The following is an 18,304-nucleotide window of genomic DNA, read 5'->3' as shown; positions in this document are numbered from 1 at the left end:
TCTCCCTATATCGCTAATTATTTTTCTGTTTAATGTACTTCAACGTTTGTAACGTAATCTTCAAATTGATTTGTTTGTTTATTCATTTCATCACTTACTTTTTTAAGTTGATTGAAATGTTTTTGAAGTAAACTACTGTCTGTATACGTGCCTTCTTCAATATTTGTTTGAATTTGGATCATATTATTATTTAAAACTTTCCAATCCGTTAATAACGTTTCTAAAGTTGTAATTTGGCGATCAATTAGTTCTGTGAAGCTACTTACTTGATCTTCAACAAATGTAATTTGAGTCGCCTCTAGTTCAGTTTGTGATAACTTCTGAATAAGCGGTAATAACTCTTTTTGCTTTTGTTGAATACGAAGAGCTGCTTCCCTCGTTTGACTATCTGCAGCATTTACAATTTCATTACTTAAAGTACCGATAGAAACAAAGTCGATTGTTTTCGTTTGTGCAGTTTGATTTGTAATTGTAAATACTTGTTTACCGATATTAATAGAACCTTTAATGATTTCTTGCGGTCTATTCAAAATAGTAGTTAATTCAGCTTGAATTTCCCCTTGAATTCTTTTAATATCTTCTCTTAATTTCACAATATCTCCACTTGATCCTTGAAGTGTTTTTATTGCCTCATCAGCTTTAATTGATAAGTTGTTACTATCTTTGTCTAATACCGTTTTAAATCGATTTAACTCTAATAAATCTTGCTCCATACTCTCTTGAATGCTTTGGACTTGCAATTGTAATTTTCCATATGCGTTTGTAAAATCTGCTTTTGCCTGTTCATCTTCATTTACTTTTCCTGCTAGTTCATAGAGCTTACTATAATAACTATTAAATCTTGTGCTGTATCTCATCATTTCTTGATTTAAGTCGATTAGCTTCGGATTATATTCATCAATCCACTCTCGTACATTCGTTTTTGCAAATTTTTGATGATTCGTTAAACTACTCATAGCGTTTACCTTAATGTCTGGCTGTTGCAAAATAACTAATCCGTATGCTTGGATAAGCGGTGACTGTGACCCTAACATTCTAATTGAATTGGATAATGTATTTGGAGCAATTACATTTTGCGCATATACTGTTTTCACTTCTGTTTGCCCCTCCTTAGCGTAAGCGCTTACAGGAACGAAGCAACTCGTAGATACTGCTGTAACCAATAACCCTGTAATTAAAGTCTTTTTCACTTTAACTCCTCCTATGTATTAGCAACTATTACTATCGCATTTTATTATTCTATTTTCTTGCACATTATTTGAGATGGTTAAAAATAGAGAACGTTCTCACCGTGAGTCATGTACGAAACACCTCTCTCAAACTTTATTTCTACAGTACTTACTTATTGTTATAAAACATTTCATAACTTTTCACATGTGCTTAGTATGAATAACATTGTATAAAATTTCTGTTTCATCGCAATTTCCATATTCACACAGTGAATATATTACATGAAAATATTATTCATTTTAAGATAAATAACGCACGTGAATATGAAATTAAGTTTTGTTTTTATTAAAGTTTTGTACTGTAAGGTCATTTAAACACAGCTATTCATCTATCGTAAAGAAGTATTTTAATTCCCTTTATTTTCAAGACCTCATGTCCTTATTCCAAAATAAAATCCACTTAACTTCCTCCATTAAAATATCCATATATCACAACAAAAAACACTGTTTACTCATAAGTGATTACATTATATTAATATAACTTTAAGACCTATATGCAATTATGCATAGCATATACACAAAAAGGATAGCTTCACTTTCGTGAAGCTATCCTTAAAAAATCTTATTACTTTTTCAAATGATATGGAACTGTCGTAATAACAACATTTCTTTTATAGAGTAAATACGCACGAATGAGTAAACTAGACTGATTATGAAGAATGTTATGCCAACCTTTTTTCGGAATAAACTGTGGTATAACGACCGTAACTCGGTAATTTGATTCACTCGCTTTATATTGCACTGTGTCAATAAATTTTGTAAGCGGCTGAATAATGCTTCTATAATGAGAATGTAATGTAACAAGCCTTACTTCAGGTTGCCACTTCTCCCATTTCTCTTCAAATTTCTTTTCCTCTTCTCTGTCAAAAGCAACATATACAGCGATAACTTGATCTGCAGAAAGAGCCTTAGCATAGTTCAATGAATTTTCTACTACATGAGTCATACCAGCTACAGGAACGACAATTACATTCCCTTCAATCGGAACAAGTGGTTCACAAGTTTTTAAACTTAATTGATCGCCCACTGCATCATAATGCTTCTTAATTCGATGGAACAAGAAGATAATAAAAGGTAAGAAAATAAGGATTGACCAAACTTGTGCGAACTTAGTTAAAAAGAACATGCTCATAACGATAAAACTAATGACTGCACCAATTAAATTAACCGTTAATCTTAAAGCCCATCCTTCAGGCTTTTCACGAAGCCATTTTAGTACCATTCCAGTTTGAGAAAGTGTAAACGGAATAAATACCCCTACTGCATATAGCGGAATCAAGTGTTCTGTTTTCCCCTGAAAAGCTACAATTAAAATAATCGAAGAAATCCCAAGTATAATAATACCGTTTGAATAACCTAGGCGGTCTCCTCTAATCGTAAACATTCTCGGTATGAACTTATCTTTTGCAAGATTAACCGCTAATAGTGGAAATGCAGAATAACCTGTGTTAGCCGCAAGAATTAATATTAAAGCTGTTGTACCTTGTATGAAATAGTACATGAAATTACGTCCAAAAGTTTGTTCAGCAATTTGTGAAACGACTGTTACTTCCTTACTTGGATTAATTCCGTAATAATAAGCTAAAAAGACAATTCCAGAAAATAAAACTGCAAGTAATGCACCCATTGCAAGCAATGTTTTCGCTGCATTGTTAGGTGCAGGATCTTTAAAGTTTGGAATTGCGTTAGATATCGCCTCAACACCCGTTAAAGCAGAGCTTCCTGAAGCAAATGCTCGTAACAGTAAGAACAAACTAATTCCCGCAACTGGTGTTCCAATTGGCGAATGCAGCGTGGGTGAAACGTGACCAGTCAAAATATTATATATTCCTACACCAATTAATATAAATAATGCTACAACGAATAAATAAACCGGATATGCTAAAACGGAAGCTGATTCCGTTACGCCTCTTAAATTTAAGATGGTAATCAATATGACAAATATAATCGCAATGATTACATTATGTGCATGTAAACTAGGAAAAGCTGATGTGAGCGCATCTGTACCTGCGGACACACTTACTGCAACAGTTAAAATGTAATCGACTAATAAAGATCCTCCAGCTATTAATCCCGGATTCATCCCTAAATTTTCTTTTGATACAACATATGCTCCGCCGCCATGAGGGTAAGCAAAAATAATTTGTCGATAAGATAAAATAAGAGCTGTCAATAATACTAATACCCCAACAGCTATCGGAATGGAATACCAATAAGCTATTGCTCCAAGACCTGCTAGTGCAATTAATATTTGCTCTGGTCCGTATGCGACCGATGACAATGCGTCAGAAGATAAAATGGCTAGCGCCTTCGTTTTATTAAGTTTTTGCTCTCCTAACTCAGTTGATTTTAACGGTCTTCCAATTAAAAATCTTTTAATAGATGAAACCAATGCTGTCCACTCTCCAATAATTTTGTACGAACGATTTTGCTAGTTACAGCGATAAACTATTTCTTCAGAAAACAAAAATGTCTACAAGCCATAACGAAATAGACTTGTAGACATTATTTTTTTTGTCGCACAAGCTCCACCTTCCTTCTCAATATAACGCTTACGAGGTTAGCTGTCGGATTCGGGCCTATGAGTAGCCCTACCTTTTTCAAGGATTCACCCCATTGGATTATGTACTAATCCATAAGAACGGGTCCCCCGCACCATGCGGCTTCAGCGATTTAGAAAATTGAAACTGTGGATTATAATACTCCTTTATTTTCAAAAAGTAAACAAAAATTTTAAAAAAGAAAAAAATTAAAACGATTGCGCATAATCCACCGAAAAATATACATAATGAATACTAAAAATCCACAAAGGAGACCCGTATGTCTAAAGAAAAGAAGCCACTTTTTTCCGATTCCTATTTAGATGCAGTAGCAAATGAAATTAATCAGCTATATGGTAAACGTGAAAGAGAACGAAATACGACAGATAAACCGAAAAGAAACGAATAAATTGTCAAAAAGAAACAAAAAAAGGATAGCAACATTTATATTTTGCTATCCTTTACTCTTTTTCATACCATTTCTTTAGTAAAAATCATTTTTTCATATACCTTTAAATTTTGATACACAACACTTAATAAAGGCACATCTATAGACATTTCCTCTGCTAATTTCAATAAGTATCCTTGTAAATGCTTCCCTTCAATGAGCGAACCTTTTTCCATATCCCGTTGCATCGATGACTTCATATCATACGAAATTTTATCAATCGTTTTCATATGTTCCTGGGCGATATTCTCCTTAACTGGAGCCCCCATAGATTTCATGATTTGCACTGATTCTTCAAATAAGTTCCTAATAAATTCTCGGCCTCCATCACTCTCACGAATCGGTCCTATCGGCGCACGCATTAATGTTGTCACACCTGACATTACGGTGATAAATAAATATTTATGCCACATATCTTGCACAATATTTTCACTTAAAACAAAACTAGCTTTTGTATCTGCAAATGTTTTAGAAATAAGCTTTATTCTCTCTGAATCTTGAGGCTTAATTTCCCCAAATACAAGTCTGTTGGCAGCACTCGTTTGTACAATTTCTCCCTGATCGTTCAATGTCGTCTCGATAAAGCATAGACCGCCAATTACTTTCTCTTCACCGAATTCCTTTTGTAATAGTGATAAATGAGCGATACCATTTAACAATGGGATTATTACAGTATTTTTACCTACAAACGGCTTTAAATCTATGGTCGCCTCGTGTAAATGATACGCTTTTGTTGAAAATAAAATCACATCAAATGGAGTCGTTCTATCTTCTTTCGTTACCAATTTCGGTTGAAATGAAAAATCTCCATTAACACTACGAATAACAAGGCCTTTTTCTTCTAATTGCTGTTTTCTTTTGCTGCGAACGAGAAATGTAACATCTTCTCCCTTTTCTACTAATCGGCCACCGAAAAATCCGCCAACGCCCCCAGCTCCTAATACTAAAATACGCATACAACATCCCCCTTTTTCTAACACAATTATACTAATTTTAGTATACATAACATTATACATGTCCTTTGTTAAATAAGCTGAATTTTCATTCTTAATCTAATGAACAAGAGAGGTTATTTTCAAGAAAAATTGGGCATGTTGTTTCTATAGCTTATACGGAAAGGAAACAATGTAAATGGAGGCAATACAAACAATCGAGGAAAAAGATGTAACAACAGCTATATTTCAATTTATATTCCCGTTTTCGTTTAAAACTGGATATGAACAAAATATGTTCCCTTTCTTACAAAAAAATGATTTTCGACCTTTTCGACTCGATCATCTTGAAGATGAAAATACATATTACGGGAAATTTCAAGTTTCACATCAAAATATGGAAGCATACTATCTTTCCTTTACAAATAAAATTCTCTTTCCTCATTCAGAACATCAAAAAGGATTACAGCGCTATTCTAAAGACCTTAATTTAAATGGACATTTAACAACTAACCTTATTTCCGTTCCATTCAAGATACATTCTATTGATGTAACACTTTGTCCTTATGAGCTTGGGTTCTTAACAATTCGGACAGAAATAAAAACCGCTCCTAACATGACATTATCAGAAGCGATTGAATTCGCGGCTCGCTTCCGTGTACTTGAAACTAAAAGTGATACGACTGAGACTATTTGTATTGAATGTGATGGAAAAAAATATTCACAAGTAGAAAAACTTATATTCGGTGATTTATTTCATGGTTTAACAGACTTCTTTGAGAACAAGAGATTGCGGAGTTCTTACTTTCAAACATTCCCTTTCTTTGAAGACCAGCGAATGTATGTACAAACTCTATTATCCATAAACAAAGAGTCAGACCTTCATATAATCGATGTATATCGAGCTTCCAGTCTTTCCGGATTATCAGATGATGGTAAGCCATATATTAGTGCAAATAATGTTCCTTATATTCACGATTATTTAACAAAACATTCTTATCAAAGATGGGCTCCTAACCGTTACTTTATTATGGAAGAACATATTTTCACATGTATTACAAATGAAGGTGAACAAGCAGTCACTAAACTTGCTAGTCAAATGTACGGGGAGTTTTATTACGCTTTATTATTAAATTTATTTCATAAAGTTGTTTTATTAAAGATGGCAAACGCTTATGCCGAGTTAAATATTGAACAAGATACAAATGAAATAGAGAAATTAATTTATTCAATAAATTCGTTTACAGCTAATTATTTTTCTTTAGAATTAGTATCCCAATCACAAAGTGAAGATATTTTCTTTCGTCTAAGAAAACTTTTTAACATTGAAGTACTGTACACGAACGCGAAACAAAATCTCGATAGTTTATTTAAATATCAAGAAAATGTTGCTTCAAAAAAAGATAGCCTCTTATTATTAATTTTAACGCTCTACTCTGTTGTAGGCCAAATGTTAGGGTTTACTATGATTGATCTTTTAAGAAACACCGATTCAAACAAAATATCATCGCCTTTTGAATTTTTTGCTCTATTAATAGCGATTAGTGGCATAGTCATTTCACTTATTTTAGGTATACAAAGTTTATACCAATGGAGTGTACAACATAAACGAAGAAAAGCATGGGTAAAACAAACTGTACTTTCTGCTGTGAAAGAGAAGGATAGTACAAAGTAACTAAAAAACAGATGGCAGCACGATGCTACCATCTGTTTTCTATTATGCTTACTTACCTGCTTCGATTTTTTCTAATGTAGCAGCTACTTGCTCTTCAGTTAATTCGTGTTGCACGATATAACGATTACGTGGGTGTACACGACATTCATGAGAACATGCACGTAAATGTTTTGCTTCACTTTCTTCAGAACATAAAATTTTCTTGTTACATTCAGGGTTTGCACAGTTTACATAGCGCTCACAAGGTTCACCTGTAAAATGATCTTTACCTACGATAACGTGCTCTTTTTGGTTTACTGGTACAGCGATACGCTCATCAAATACGTAACATTGACCATCCCAAAGTTCACCTTGTACTTCTGGATCTTTTCCGTACGTTACAATTCCGCCATGAAGCTGGCTTACATCTTCATAACCTTCGCGAACTAACCAACCTGAGAATTTCTCACAACGAATTCCCCCTGTACAGTACGTTAAAATCTTTTTACCTTCAAGTGTTTCTTTATTTTCTCTAATCCAATCTGGTAATTCACGGAATGATTCAATATCTGGTTTAATTGCACCTTTAAAGTGTCCTAAATCAAATTCATAATCATTTCTTGCATCAATAATAACTGTATCTTCTTGTTTCATTGCCTCATAAAAATCTTTTGGTTCTAAATACTTCCCAGTAATTTCTTTCGGGTTAATGTCGTCTTCTAGACGAAGTGTAACTAACTCTGAACGAGGACGTACGTGCATTTTCTTGAATGCATGTTCATCCGCCTCATCAATTTTAAACACGATTCCAGCAAAACGTGGATCATTATTCATCGCTTCCACGTATTTTTCTGTTTGCTCAACAGTTCCAGAACAAGTTCCGTTAATTCCTTCTGTCGCTACAAGAATTCTTCCTTTTAACTCAAGTGATTTACAAAATTCTAAATGCTGTTCAGCAAATTCTTCTGGATTTTCAATTGTTGTGTACATGTAATACAGTAATACTCTATATGGTTTTGTAGTTGCCAATGTATTTCTACCACCTATCTAAATTTTAAAATCATGTATAAGTTAACGTTCATATCAAAACATATATAATAAGAAAATACATACTAAATTGTACTTAGCCTATTTTCTTCTATTTACAATTTTTTCTATAAGTTAACAAAAATAAAAACAAGATTACAGAACAAAACACTACGGTTAGGTTGTAATCCCAATATATTATATATCATACAATTTCATTTCCATCAATTAATATGATGTAATATAGGCTGTATGTTCACATAAATTTCAAAAACAGCCCTATAATTTATTATCTTCTCCCTTATTCATCAACCATAAACTCCCAAAATATTTTTGCATCGTCACACCATTCATTGCACACAGTCATATAATTTGCATTAAGGAAACTTTTATGTTCAAATGAAATTGCCACATCATATATCTAAATGTATTGAAATAATGAATAAGAATAAAGTGAAACTTTAATCAAGTTAAGATTTCAAAGGGGAATACTACTATGAATAAAGATATAACAAAAGATAAACAAGTCCCTTCTCAAAGTACAACAGTTCAATCAGCCCATTTAGCGTTAAGTGGACAAACAAAAGGCTTTAAAAGACTGTTACCATTCTTAGGACCTGCTTTTATCGCATCAGTTGCTTATATTGATCCTGGGAACTTCGCTACAAATATCGCAGCTGGATCACAATATGGGTATTTATTGCTTTGGGTAATACTCGCTTCTAATTTAATGGCTGTATTAATTCAAACTTTATCAGCTAAATTAGGAATCGCTACTGGGAGAAATCTTCCTGAAGTAGCTCGCGAAAACTTCCCCAAACCAGTTTCCATCGGTTTATGGATACAAGGGGAACTCGTTATTATGGCTACAGATTTAGCTGAATTTATCGGGGCAGCACTTGGCTTATACTTACTATTTGGAATTCCGATGTTACCAGCTGCTTTAATTACAGCAGTTGGATCATTTATTATTCTTGAATTTCAACGCAGAGGCTTTCGTCCATTAGAAGCTATCATAACAGGTATGATTTTTATCGTTGTTATCGCTTTTGGTATCCAAGTCTTTTACGCAAAACCGGAATTAAGCCCTCTACTCTCAGGACTTTTCACTCCAAAATTCCAAGGTGTAGATAGCATCCTTTTAGCAGCTGGAATTTTAGGTGCGACAGTAATGCCGCACGCGATATATTTACATTCGGCCTTAACGCAGCGCCGTGTAGTCGGAACAAATGATGAACAAAAGAAAAAGATTTTCCGCTTCGAATTCATCGATATTATTATTGCAATGGTTATCGCTGGAGCAATTAATGCAAGTATGTTAATTGTAGCAGCTGCACTATTCTTTAAAAACGGCTTGCACGTTGAAGACCTTGATGTTGCTTTTAACCAGTTCAGTAATTTAGTCGGTCCTGTATCGGCTGCATTATTTGGGATTGGACTTTTATCAGCAGGTTTATCTAGTTCTTCTGTTGGTACGATGTCTGGTGATATTATTATGCAAGGATTCATTCGAATGCATATTCCGTTATACTTACGCCGATTTATAACAATGATTCCGCCTCTCGTTATTATCGCTTTAGGTGTAAATCCAACTTACGCTCTCGTTATGAGTCAAGTTGTCTTATCTTTCGGTATTGCCTTTGCATTAGTACCACTTATTATGTTTACAAGTAATAAGAAGATTATGGGTGCACTCGTCAACCATCGCATTACAACATTTATCGCGTGGTTAATCGCTGCACTTATTATCGTTTTAAATATTTTCTTACTGTATCAAACATTTGTCGGTTAATAAAAAAGGGTATTCCAAATTTGATTTGGAATACCCTTTTTGTATGAAATGATTTCCTTCTACTTACCACTTATGTATGTCCCTCTTTCCGGCATTATCGCACCTTTTTCAGTTCGAAAATAAAGTGGTAAGCCTTCCGTGAAAAACATACTCACCTTGGATGGATCCTGCCTTTGATGATGGATATGTAAATGTGGTTCACTTGAACTTCCTGAGTTACCGACTTGGGCAAGAAATTCTCCTTCATTTACATGTTCGCCTTCCCTCACTTTAATTGATCCTTTCTTTAAATGGGCAAGAAACAAAAATGTACCTGTTTCATCCAGTCGTAAATAAATATGATTTCCCGCCATCGATTGAAAATCATCCGATCCCGGAACTAAATCTATTTCATCATTTTTAATTGATACAACTGTCCCAGAAGCTGGTGCCATTACTTTCGCTCCATATATTCCATAATCCTCTAACTTACTACTTTTCACTTCAGCAGGTGGAATGAGAATATCGTATGCCCATCGTTCATTTGGTTTTATAACGTGATAGTTCATTTCTAATTTATCGCCGCCCCAACCTATCAATGCTCGTTCATTCAAAGGAAAACGAACGACTACTTTAGGACTCATAGACTGTACATCTACTGGGTATGCAATTCTCCCAATGTTAGCGAACCACCCCACGGGCCAAGCTCCAATGGTAGAAAACAGAACTATTAATAGTAGCGTTCCATCTATCCGCTTTCTAAAAATGCCTTTCCAAACAAACATTACTGCTGAGCCTATTAAGAGACAAACTGAAATTACACTAAAAGCCTGTATAATCCACCACACAAAGACTGATGTAACGCCATTACCTAAATAAACTAAACTCCAACTTATAATTAAAAAAGCAACTATAATCGCTAATAAAAATCTCTTCCACATGCTGTATCCCTACTCTCCTATCTTTGTTCCCCATGATACGAAGTAAAAATTACGACATATGAAAGAAATACTTACGACTTTCTTACATTTCTTTATACCGCGGTAAAACGATAGTGAAAACCGTTTCTTTATCGTTACTACGTACAGTGATATCTCCTTTATGAAGTTCCGCTATACTTCTCGCAATTGCAAGTCCCATTCCTTTTCCACCCGTATGAGAGCTACGTGATTTTTCACCACGATAAAACTTCTCAAAAACGTAAGGAAGGTTCTCATTCGGAATGCATTGTCCAAAATTTTTAATTTCTATTTCAACATTCATGTCTCTTTTAGAAATTTGAATCAAAATCTGTTTTCCGTCTTTCCCGTACATAATACTATTACTAATTACATTTTCGAACAGCCTCACCATAAGCGCTACATCCATTTCCACATGTAACTCCTTATCACCGTTAATACAAAAGCTCATATCGGCATCATCTAGTAGTGGTACAAAATCAATCATGATTTGTTCAATGAACGCTTTCATATTTACTACACTTTTATGTAATTCGATTTCTCTATAATTTATTTGACAATATTCTAATAAGTCATCTACTTGATTTTTTAATTCATAACTTTTTCGCTTTAATATACTTACATACTGTTCACATTCTTCTCCATTTGAATGAAGCTGATTTCCTAACAGGTCCGCGTAACCGATTAGAGATGTTACAGGTGTTCGTAAGTCATGAGAAATATTGCTAATCATTTCATTTTTCGTTTCCTGCGATTTTTTTTCATTTTCGATAGACTCTTTTAAACTTTTAGCCATCCTATTAACATTCGCTGCTAATTCACCAATCTCGTCATTTTTTGAAATAGGTATATGTATTTCCAAATTACCACTACTTATTTCCTTCACACTCTTGTTAATTTCAGATAATCTTTTCATCATTGTTTTTGTCATGAATGCAAAGTATATTGTAGTAAAAGTTAAAAAAGCTATTAAATATAACAATGAATATTTTTCCTCTAATGCAGTAACATGACTATATATATTTCCAACTACAATTTGAAACGCTATTATACTTACAATTGCTAACAAAATGCTACATATGAATGCGATAAAAAACTTAGCTCTAATGCCTTGTAATGATTTAATCTTCAATTTTATATCCGACTCCCCAAACATTTTGAATAAACTTCGGCTCTTTTGGATTCTCTTCAATTTTATTTCTTAATCTTGCAATATGAACCATTACTGTATTATTACTTTCATAGGCTCTTTCTTTCCAAACGCTCTCATATATTTCTTCAATAGTGAACACACGATTCTTTGTAGCGGCCATTAAGTACAAAATATCATATTCAGTTTTCGTAAGATTGATTGTTTCTCCATATAACATTACTGTTCTCGACACTTCATCTATTTCTAAACCTCTAATGTTTATTTTCTTTTCTATTACTTGGACAGCATTTTGATTAAAATATGTATACCTTCTTAATTGAGCCTTCACTCTTGCTATAAATTCAATTGTACTAAACGGCTTCACAATATAATCATCTGCCCCAGTGCTAAATCCAATTACTTTATCTACATCTGATGATTTAGCGCTTAAAAACATAATTGGCAAACTATATTTCTCTCTTATCCTTCTACACAATTCAATCCCATCCATTTGAGGCATCATAACATCAAGGATAGCAAGTTGAACATCATTATTATTCAATACCTCTAACGCCTCTTCTCCGTTGTCAGCACTAAAAACAGTAAAACCTTCTTGCTCTAAATTTACGTTAATGAATCGAATAATATCTCGATCATCATCTACAATTAAAATTGAGTTTTTCTCCATATCTAAACCTCTTTTTGAAATATATTCCACAATCAATTTTAACATAAATTAAAATCATCATTACACCTTGAATAATCTTTATTTTCAGATTAAAGTATACAATAACAAATACATTCTAGTTTCATATGAACAGGAGTGAAGGCATGTTTCCTATATTAAAAACTGAGCGACTTATTTTAAGAGAACTTACTGAAGAAGATGCACCGAGTATATTAGATTGCTTTTCTAATTCCGATGTCCTGCGCCATTATGGCCAAAAACCATTACAAAATCTCGATCAAGTAAAGCAAATCCTTAACAATTTTAAGTTGAGTTACAATGAAAGACACGGTATTAAATGGGGCATCGAAATAAAAGACAAGAAAGGAATCATTGGAACAATTGGTTTTCATGATTGGTCTTCTGAACATAAACGAGCAAATATTAGTTATGCCTTTTTGCCTGAACACTGGGGAAATGGATATGCTACTGAGGCAGTTTCTGAAATAATAGGTTACGGCTTCAATACGCTCCATTTAAAACGTATCGGGGCAATTGTATTTCTTGAAAACGAGGCTTCCAATAAAGTACTATTAAAATTAGGTTTTGAAAAAGAAGGGGTTCTAAAAAACTATATGTATCAAGATGATATCCCCTATGATACGAATTTTTATTCTTTATTAAAATCCGTTTAATAGATATAATTCAAAAAAAGAAACCTCACTTTTAAAAGTAAGGTTTCTTTTTTGATTAATAGTTTTACTTATTATCGATATAAGCATTCTTATAAGTATAAACACCACCAAATTGATGCTTTTCAATTCCTTTTACATAATCCTTTTGTACGTAAGCTGAGCCCATTTGATAAAGCGGTGCGATTGCAGCATCCTCTAATAAAATACGCTCGGCCTCTTGCAATGCTTCCCATCTTTTCTTCTGATCTAGTACTAGATTGCTTTTCGCTTTCTTTATTAATTCATCGTAGTGACGGTTAGAATAATTCATTTTGTTATTCGGATTCCCCGTCGTAAAGAGCTCTAAATAACTAATTGGGTCTTTATAATCAGGTCCCCAATTTGCCATAGATATATCGTAATCTCCCATTTGTTCTAACTGTAACTTTTGCTTAAATGGCTGTTGTTTAATTTGTATCGTGAGTCCTTGCAAATTCTTTTCTAAGTCACCTTTTATATATTCTGCCATACGTTTTGCATTATCTTGTTCATATGTTAAAAATTCGAGGTTTACTTGCTCTACTCCCAGTTCTTTTTTCGCTTCTTCCCAAATCTTTTTCGCATTTTGCAAATCATATGGAGAAAGATCTCCGTTTTCTTTTCTAAAATCTTTACCAGTCTCCTCATTTATATGACCAACCGGTACAAGTCCGCTTGCAGACTTTGCCCCGTTATTAATAAAGTGAGAAACGAAATCTTCTTTATTTAAAGCGAATGAGATAGACTGACGCACTTTCTTATTTGCTAACGCATTATTTTTTTCATTAAAACGTAGCATAGCAATTCCTGGATCGCTCGACATATGTAATTCCTTACTTCCTTTATACTTGTCTACAAATTGAGAATTAATAGGCACTCGATCCAAATCACCAGCTTCGTATAAATTAACAACCGTCATTGTATCTTTTACAATTTGAAAGTTTATTTCGTCTAATTTCACTTTCTTTTGATCCCAATATGTAACATTCTTCTTTAATTGAAACTCTTGTTCATGCTTCCACTTCTCTAATACAAATGGGCCGTTATATATGAGATTACTAGGTTCCAATGCATAATTCTTTCCTTGTTCTTTCAAAAATGATTCATGCTGTGGTAAGTAAATAGGTAGTGCTAACAACTGTAAAAAATAAGGAATTGGCTGTTCTAATTCCACTTCTAACTTATAATCATTTATAACTTTAACCCCAAGTTCATCAAGAGGCATTGTTCCCTTATTTATCTCTTTCGCGTTTTTCACATGAAAGAGCATATACGCATATTGAGACGCTGTTTCAGGGCTAATTGCACGTTTCCACGCAAACATAAAATCATTTGCTGTTACACTGTCTCCATTTGACCATTTTGCATCTTTACGCAAATCAAATGTATATTTTTTACCATCTTCACTTCTTTTAAACGATTTTGCTACTGCTGGAATAGGCTGATCTTGATCATCTAATACATACAACCCTTCAAATATGTTTTGCATAACGTGCGCTGATGTACCATCCATCGTTTTCGCAGTATCAAGAGAAGGAATTTCTTCTGATACCGTTACATTTAATACTTGTTTTTTTGCCTCTGTGTCACTTTTATTCGCTTTATTATTACAAGCTGTTAATAATAAAGTTGTAACAAGTGCCATTACCATTAAATGGCTCTTTTTTCGCTTCATGAATTGTTCTCCTTAAGTATAAAATATTATAAAGCGTTATATATTATAGCAGAAATATGAACAGAAAGATGCGACATTCTTTTGAATGTTTATTCGTTCAAGAAAAAAGCTATCCTTTTAAAAAAGGATAGCTTTTCCTTAATAAAATCAAAATTTATTGTCGCCTCAATTGTATGAAGGAAATGTTCTTTCGGAACTAACTCTTCTACAGAAACAGATACACGTTCGCCACAATGATTTTTAAAGCACCATCCTAAGAAATCTCTCCTTATTCTCTTTTTATCAGTGTTGACACATAAAAAGAAGTTCAGATAGAAAGTTGTATTTTACAAATCTTATACACTTAAGGATTTTGTAAGGATCAAGTAAGAAAAACGAGAGCTTTGTTTCGTATAGTCAAAATATAAAGTGAAGGAAGAGAGATTACGATAAAACCAAAATGACTGATTTTAGATAAACCTATCAATGGTTTAGACGACTCTTCTTTTCCATACTAATCATCATGTCTTTTTTTAGAGTAATAATATCAGTAGGTCCAAGTTTGGGAGATTACTTGCAGATATTTTGAAGTTTTTGCACCAGAACTTTAATTACCATACCTGTTTTTTACCATCACATATTGGAGGTTAAAACATGAATAAAAAAAAGAAAATACAAAAATCAGTACTTTCCTTTAGCCTACTCTTTTCTTTAGGCGTTTCATCTTTCCCGCTTACAACAGCTATTCACGCAGATACACGTGAGGAACAATCTGCAGAAAAGAAACTAGTCTCTTTAACGGAGCGTACATCATTATTTTTTGAATATCTCCAGCAAGGTAAGTATGCAGAGGCACTCCAGTTGACGTCTGCTGCTTTTCAATCCAAGTTTACAGCAAACACATTACAAAATTGGTGGACACAAAGTGGGATAAAAATCATGGGAACACCTGTAATAAAAGAACGAAACTTGGTCCATCAGACGGTGGAAATTCCAGGAGCTATTGAAGGAACTACCATACCGCTACTCATTAAATTCACACCTGGCGGGAAAGTAGATGAAGTTGGGGAAAGGCCGCCCCAGGAATCTTACATTCCGCATCCTAGCTATGACCAACCTGCTTCCTATCAAGAACGTGAAATCGTCATTGGAAATTCTACTTATCCGTTACCAGCCACATTAACAGTTCCGAAACATAAGCCTGGTGAAAAGGTACCCGTAGTTGTTCTTGTTCATGGTGCTGGCATCCATGATCGCGATGCTACCTATTTGGGAACAAAAATCTTACGAGACCTTGCGGTGGGCCTTTCATCCAACGGAATTGCAGTGTTGCGCTATGAAAAACGTACCTTAGAACATGCATTAAAGATGAGTGCAGAACCTGTTACGTTAGATCGTGATACTACAGATGATGCCATATATGCAGCAAAGTCAGCAGCGCAGCAGGAAGGCATTGATCCAAATAATATTTTCATTCTCGGACATAGCCAAGGAGCTGGCACAATGCCGCGTATACTGAGCAAAGCGCCTTCCTCACTTGTTCGAGGAAGTATCTTACTCGCACCACCTGCACGCCCTTTGACTGACACTGCCATTGATGTGAGTCAATACCTTGGGGCGCCAAAGGAAGTAATCGATGAACTAAAAAGACAGTTCGCTTTTATCCTGGATCCTACTTTCAATCCTGACCATCCACCAGCTGACTACAATTTTCCGTTTCCGTCTCCTCACTTTATGTATGATGTTACTAGGTGGCGTCCAGTTGAGGAGGCAAAATCACGAAAAGAGCCTTTACTGATTCTGCAAGGGGCACGCGATTATCAAGTAACAGTAAAAGATGAATATACAAAATGGCAGGAGGGACTTTCAAACCGCGGGAATGTTCAGTTCAAAGAATACCCGAAATTGAATCATTTCTTCACGGAGGGTGACGGGGAATTGAGTCTTCCAAGTGAGTACGAAATCCCTGCAAATGTTCCCGAGTACGTCATCCAGGACATTATTACATGGGTCAATGAGACAAAAAAATAAGAAAACATCGAAAGCCTTCATGCAATCATCATTGCGTGAAGGCTTTTTTGAAACTAGTGATTTTAACTAAATCATTCTCTTCTATTTTATTAATCAACACTAATAAGAAACCTCTCCTTTCCCTCTTTTTATCAGTGCTGGCACATAAAAGAAGGTTCAGGCACAAAAATGAGCTGTGGAGAAGACTTTCTCCACAGCCTGAAAATACCTATCTTTGTAAACCTCGTTTATAACGACTTGCTTCAAATATAATACGCTCTTCATCTAACGTTTTACATTCGCCATTCCAAACGACACGCTTTCCGTTAATAATTACATCGCTAATATCTTTTCCACTAGCAGCATATACAAGATGCGATAATACTTCGTCTGCTGGTTGTAAATGCGGCTTATTAGATGGGTCAATCGTAATAAAATCGGCACACTTTCCAACCTTAAGTGATCCTGTTTGTTTCATACCGATTACTTCAGCAGCTCCTTTAGTCGCAAGTGTAAGAGCTGTTTCAACTGGTAACGCTGTTGCATCTTGGTGAATACCTTTTTGCAGTAAAGTCGCTATACGCATTTCTTCAAACATATCTAAATTGTTATTAGATGCCACACTATCTGTTGCAATTCCTACTTTCATTCCTGCTTCTAGCATCGCTTTTACATTCGCTATACCAGATCCTAGTTTTAAATTACTATTCGGGTTATGTGCCACTCGAACATCATGTTCTGCTAAATATGCACGCTCATTTTCATTTAACACTACACCGTGCGCAATAACTGTTGGGCGTTTAAACAATCCGCAACTTGCTGCATATTCTACTGGACGTTTTCCGTACTGTGCTTCAATATCACGTACTTCACGCTCTGTTTCCGAAAGGTGAATATGAACCATCGTTTGATTTTCTACTGCAATACGTGCGCATTCTTCTAACAGTTCTGTGGAACATGTATATGGACTATGCGGTGCAACCATCGTAGTTAACATACCACTTTCGTTATAGTAACGCTTCACATATTTCTCAGCTTCTTCAATTGCTTTCTTTTCATCATCTTTCGTTCCGAAGCTAAATAAAGTTCTTGAAACAGCAGCTCGCATCCCACTCCTTGATACCGTTTCCATAATTGCATCTTGATCTACTCCAATTGGATTAAACATGTCAGAAAATGATGTTGTACCACTTTTCACCATTTCAAGTAATCCTAATTCCGTACTAGCGACCGCAAGCTCTGGAGTGAACTGGCTTTCAAGTGGCCAAATTCTCGTCTCAAGCCATGGTTGTAATAACATATCGTCTCCAATCCCTCTTAAGAGACTCATTACAACGTGTGTATGTGTATTTACAAGCCCTGGTAAAACCCACTTTCCTTTCATGTCAATTACTTCATCTACTTCAAAATTATTAGCAAATTCTCCGCTATTTACATCTATAATTTGATCATTTTCTACAATGATATATCCATTTTCTATCACTTCGTTTTGTTCATTCATCGTTACGATTGTAGCGTTTACATAAGTTGTTTTCAAAAGTATTTCCCCTTTCAACTCTATGAAGTTCC

14 protein-coding genes and 1 riboswitch are annotated in these 18,304 nt (G+C 34.6%); of the genes, 5 read left to right on the top strand and 9 right to left on the bottom strand.

The window, feature by feature from the left end:
- Nucleotides 1-29: 29 nt before the first annotated feature.
- Together nheA and ABH957_RS08145 are read right to left on the bottom strand one after the other, a co-directional pair.
- Complete coding sequence (nheA, locus tag ABH957_RS08150) at nucleotides 30-1,190, bottom strand: non-hemolytic enterotoxin NHE subunit A (RefSeq protein WP_002135640.1); 1,161 nt, start codon at nucleotides 1,188-1,190, stop codon at nucleotides 30-32.
- Nucleotides 1,191-1,794: 604 nt separating this feature from the next.
- Nucleotides 1,795-3,621 carry an APC family permease gene (locus ABH957_RS08145; RefSeq protein ID WP_002126816.1) on the bottom strand — a complete coding sequence of 609 codons (1,827 nt, stop codon included), beginning with the start codon at nucleotides 3,619-3,621 and terminating at the stop codon, nucleotides 1,795-1,797.
- Nucleotides 3,622-3,763: 142 nt separating this feature from the next.
- Nucleotides 3,764-3,910: riboswitch (cyclic di-AMP (ydaO/yuaA leader) on the bottom strand.
- 139 nt (nucleotides 3,911-4,049) lie between these two features.
- Here ABH957_RS08145 and ABH957_RS08140 point away from each other — a divergent pair.
- The gene (locus tag ABH957_RS08140; RefSeq protein ID WP_002086273.1) at nucleotides 4,050-4,178 is read left to right on the top strand and encodes a hypothetical protein; all 129 of its coding nucleotides are present in this window, start codon (nucleotides 4,050-4,052) and stop codon (nucleotides 4,176-4,178) included.
- Nucleotides 4,179-4,240: 62 nt separating this feature from the next.
- Here the strand turns inward: ABH957_RS08140 and panE are convergent, their stop codons facing one another.
- Nucleotides 4,241-5,173 carry a 2-dehydropantoate 2-reductase gene (gene panE, locus ABH957_RS08135; protein ID WP_002168643.1) on the bottom strand — a complete coding sequence of 311 codons (933 nt, stop codon included), beginning with the start codon at nucleotides 5,171-5,173 and terminating at the stop codon, nucleotides 4,241-4,243.
- A 175-nt stretch (nucleotides 5,174-5,348) separates the two neighbouring features.
- On the opposite strand from panE, the gene ABH957_RS08130 reads away from it, so the two are divergent.
- Nucleotides 5,349-6,824: a hypothetical protein gene (locus ABH957_RS08130; protein ID WP_012260743.1), complete on the top strand. Its 1,476-nt coding sequence runs from the start codon at nucleotides 5,349-5,351 to the stop codon at nucleotides 6,822-6,824.
- Between the two features lie 48 nt (nucleotides 6,825-6,872).
- Here ABH957_RS08130 and trhO read toward each other — a convergent pair whose 3' ends face one another.
- A complete protein-coding gene (trhO, locus tag ABH957_RS08125; RefSeq protein ID WP_002086277.1) occupies nucleotides 6,873-7,832 on the bottom strand; it encodes an oxygen-dependent tRNA uridine(34) hydroxylase TrhO in 960 nt (319 codons plus the stop codon).
- A 493-nt stretch (nucleotides 7,833-8,325) separates the two neighbouring features.
- Here trhO and ABH957_RS08120 point away from each other — a divergent pair, with 493 nt between their 5' ends.
- Nucleotides 8,326-9,621, top strand: coding sequence for an Nramp family divalent metal transporter (locus tag ABH957_RS08120; RefSeq protein WP_242247556.1), 1,296 nt, complete (start codon nucleotides 8,326-8,328; stop codon nucleotides 9,619-9,621).
- 59 nt (nucleotides 9,622-9,680) lie between these two features.
- On the opposite strand, the gene ABH957_RS08115 is transcribed toward ABH957_RS08120, so the two are convergent.
- The 3 genes from ABH957_RS08115 to ABH957_RS08105 all read right to left on the bottom strand — a co-directional run bounded on the left by ABH957_RS08115 (nucleotide 9,681) and on the right by ABH957_RS08105 (nucleotide 12,379).
- Nucleotides 9,681-10,541, bottom strand: coding sequence for a M23 family metallopeptidase (locus ABH957_RS08115; protein WP_404510941.1), 861 nt, complete (start codon nucleotides 10,539-10,541; stop codon nucleotides 9,681-9,683).
- An 82-nt stretch (nucleotides 10,542-10,623) separates the two neighbouring features.
- Nucleotides 10,624-11,691 carry a sensor histidine kinase gene (locus ABH957_RS08110; RefSeq protein ID WP_404510939.1) on the bottom strand — a complete coding sequence of 356 codons (1,068 nt, stop codon included), beginning with the start codon at nucleotides 11,689-11,691 and terminating at the stop codon, nucleotides 10,624-10,626.
- Nucleotides 11,681-12,379: a response regulator transcription factor gene (locus ABH957_RS08105; RefSeq protein ID WP_404456337.1), complete on the bottom strand. Its 699-nt coding sequence runs from the start codon at nucleotides 12,377-12,379 to the stop codon at nucleotides 11,681-11,683. Before ABH957_RS08105 ends, ABH957_RS08110 begins: the two co-directional genes overlap by 11 nt.
- Nucleotides 12,380-12,522: 143 nt before the next feature.
- On the opposite strand from ABH957_RS08105, the gene ABH957_RS08100 reads away from it, so the two are divergent.
- On the top strand, nucleotides 12,523-13,053 hold the full coding sequence (locus ABH957_RS08100; RefSeq protein ID WP_098270827.1) for a GNAT family N-acetyltransferase: 531 nt from the start codon (nucleotides 12,523-12,525) through the stop codon (nucleotides 13,051-13,053).
- A 64-nt stretch (nucleotides 13,054-13,117) separates the two neighbouring features.
- Here ABH957_RS08100 and ABH957_RS08095 read toward each other — a convergent pair whose 3' ends face one another.
- Entirely contained in the window at nucleotides 13,118-14,746 is a 1,629-nt protein-coding gene (locus ABH957_RS08095) for a peptide ABC transporter substrate-binding protein (protein ID WP_404510937.1), read from the bottom strand.
- Nucleotides 14,747-15,379: 633 nt separating this feature from the next.
- Between ABH957_RS08095 and ABH957_RS08090 the strand changes: the two genes are divergently transcribed.
- Nucleotides 15,380-16,756: an alpha/beta hydrolase gene (locus tag ABH957_RS08090; RefSeq protein ID WP_404444401.1), complete on the top strand. Its 1,377-nt coding sequence runs from the start codon at nucleotides 15,380-15,382 to the stop codon at nucleotides 16,754-16,756.
- A 208-nt stretch (nucleotides 16,757-16,964) separates the two neighbouring features.
- Here the strand turns inward: ABH957_RS08090 and ABH957_RS08085 are convergent, their stop codons facing one another.
- Nucleotides 16,965-18,290: a bifunctional S-methyl-5'-thioadenosine deaminase/S-adenosylhomocysteine deaminase gene (locus ABH957_RS08085; RefSeq protein WP_404456325.1), complete on the bottom strand. Its 1,326-nt coding sequence runs from the start codon at nucleotides 18,288-18,290 to the stop codon at nucleotides 16,965-16,967.
- Nucleotides 18,291-18,304 lie beyond the last annotated feature (14 nt).

Origin of the sequence: Bacillus sp. RC242, assembly GCF_044908245.1 — a bacterium.
GTDB classification, from domain to species: Bacteria; Bacillota; Bacilli; order Bacillales; family Bacillaceae_G; genus Bacillus_A; species Bacillus_A mycoides.
This window is presented reverse-complemented; position numbering and strand designations above follow the sequence as displayed.

Coding starts and splice junctions, on each gene's coding strand:
- ABH957_RS08130 (WP_012260743.1), top strand. CDS start 5,349: ATGGAGGCAATACAAACAATCGAGGAAAAAGATGTAACAACAGCTATA.
- ABH957_RS08140 (WP_002086273.1), top strand. CDS start 4,050: ATGTCTAAAGAAAAGAAGCCACTTTTTTCCGATTCCTATTTAGATGCA.
- ABH957_RS08095 (WP_404510937.1), bottom strand. CDS start 14,746: ATGAAGCGAAAAAAGAGCCATTTAATGGTAATGGCACTTGTTACAACT.
- panE (WP_002168643.1), bottom strand. CDS start 5,173: ATGCGTATTTTAGTATTAGGAGCTGGGGGCGTTGGCGGATTTTTCGGT.
- ABH957_RS08100 (WP_098270827.1), top strand. CDS start 12,523: ATGTTTCCTATATTAAAAACTGAGCGACTTATTTTAAGAGAACTTACT.
- ABH957_RS08115 (WP_404510941.1), bottom strand. CDS start 10,541: ATGTGGAAGAGATTTTTATTAGCGATTATAGTTGCTTTTTTAATTATA.
- ABH957_RS08105 (WP_404456337.1), bottom strand. CDS start 12,379: ATGGAGAAAAACTCAATTTTAATTGTAGATGATGATCGAGATATTATT.
- ABH957_RS08090 (WP_404444401.1), top strand. CDS start 15,380: ATGAATAAAAAAAAGAAAATACAAAAATCAGTACTTTCCTTTAGCCTA.
- ABH957_RS08120 (WP_242247556.1), top strand. CDS start 8,326: ATGAATAAAGATATAACAAAAGATAAACAAGTCCCTTCTCAAAGTACA.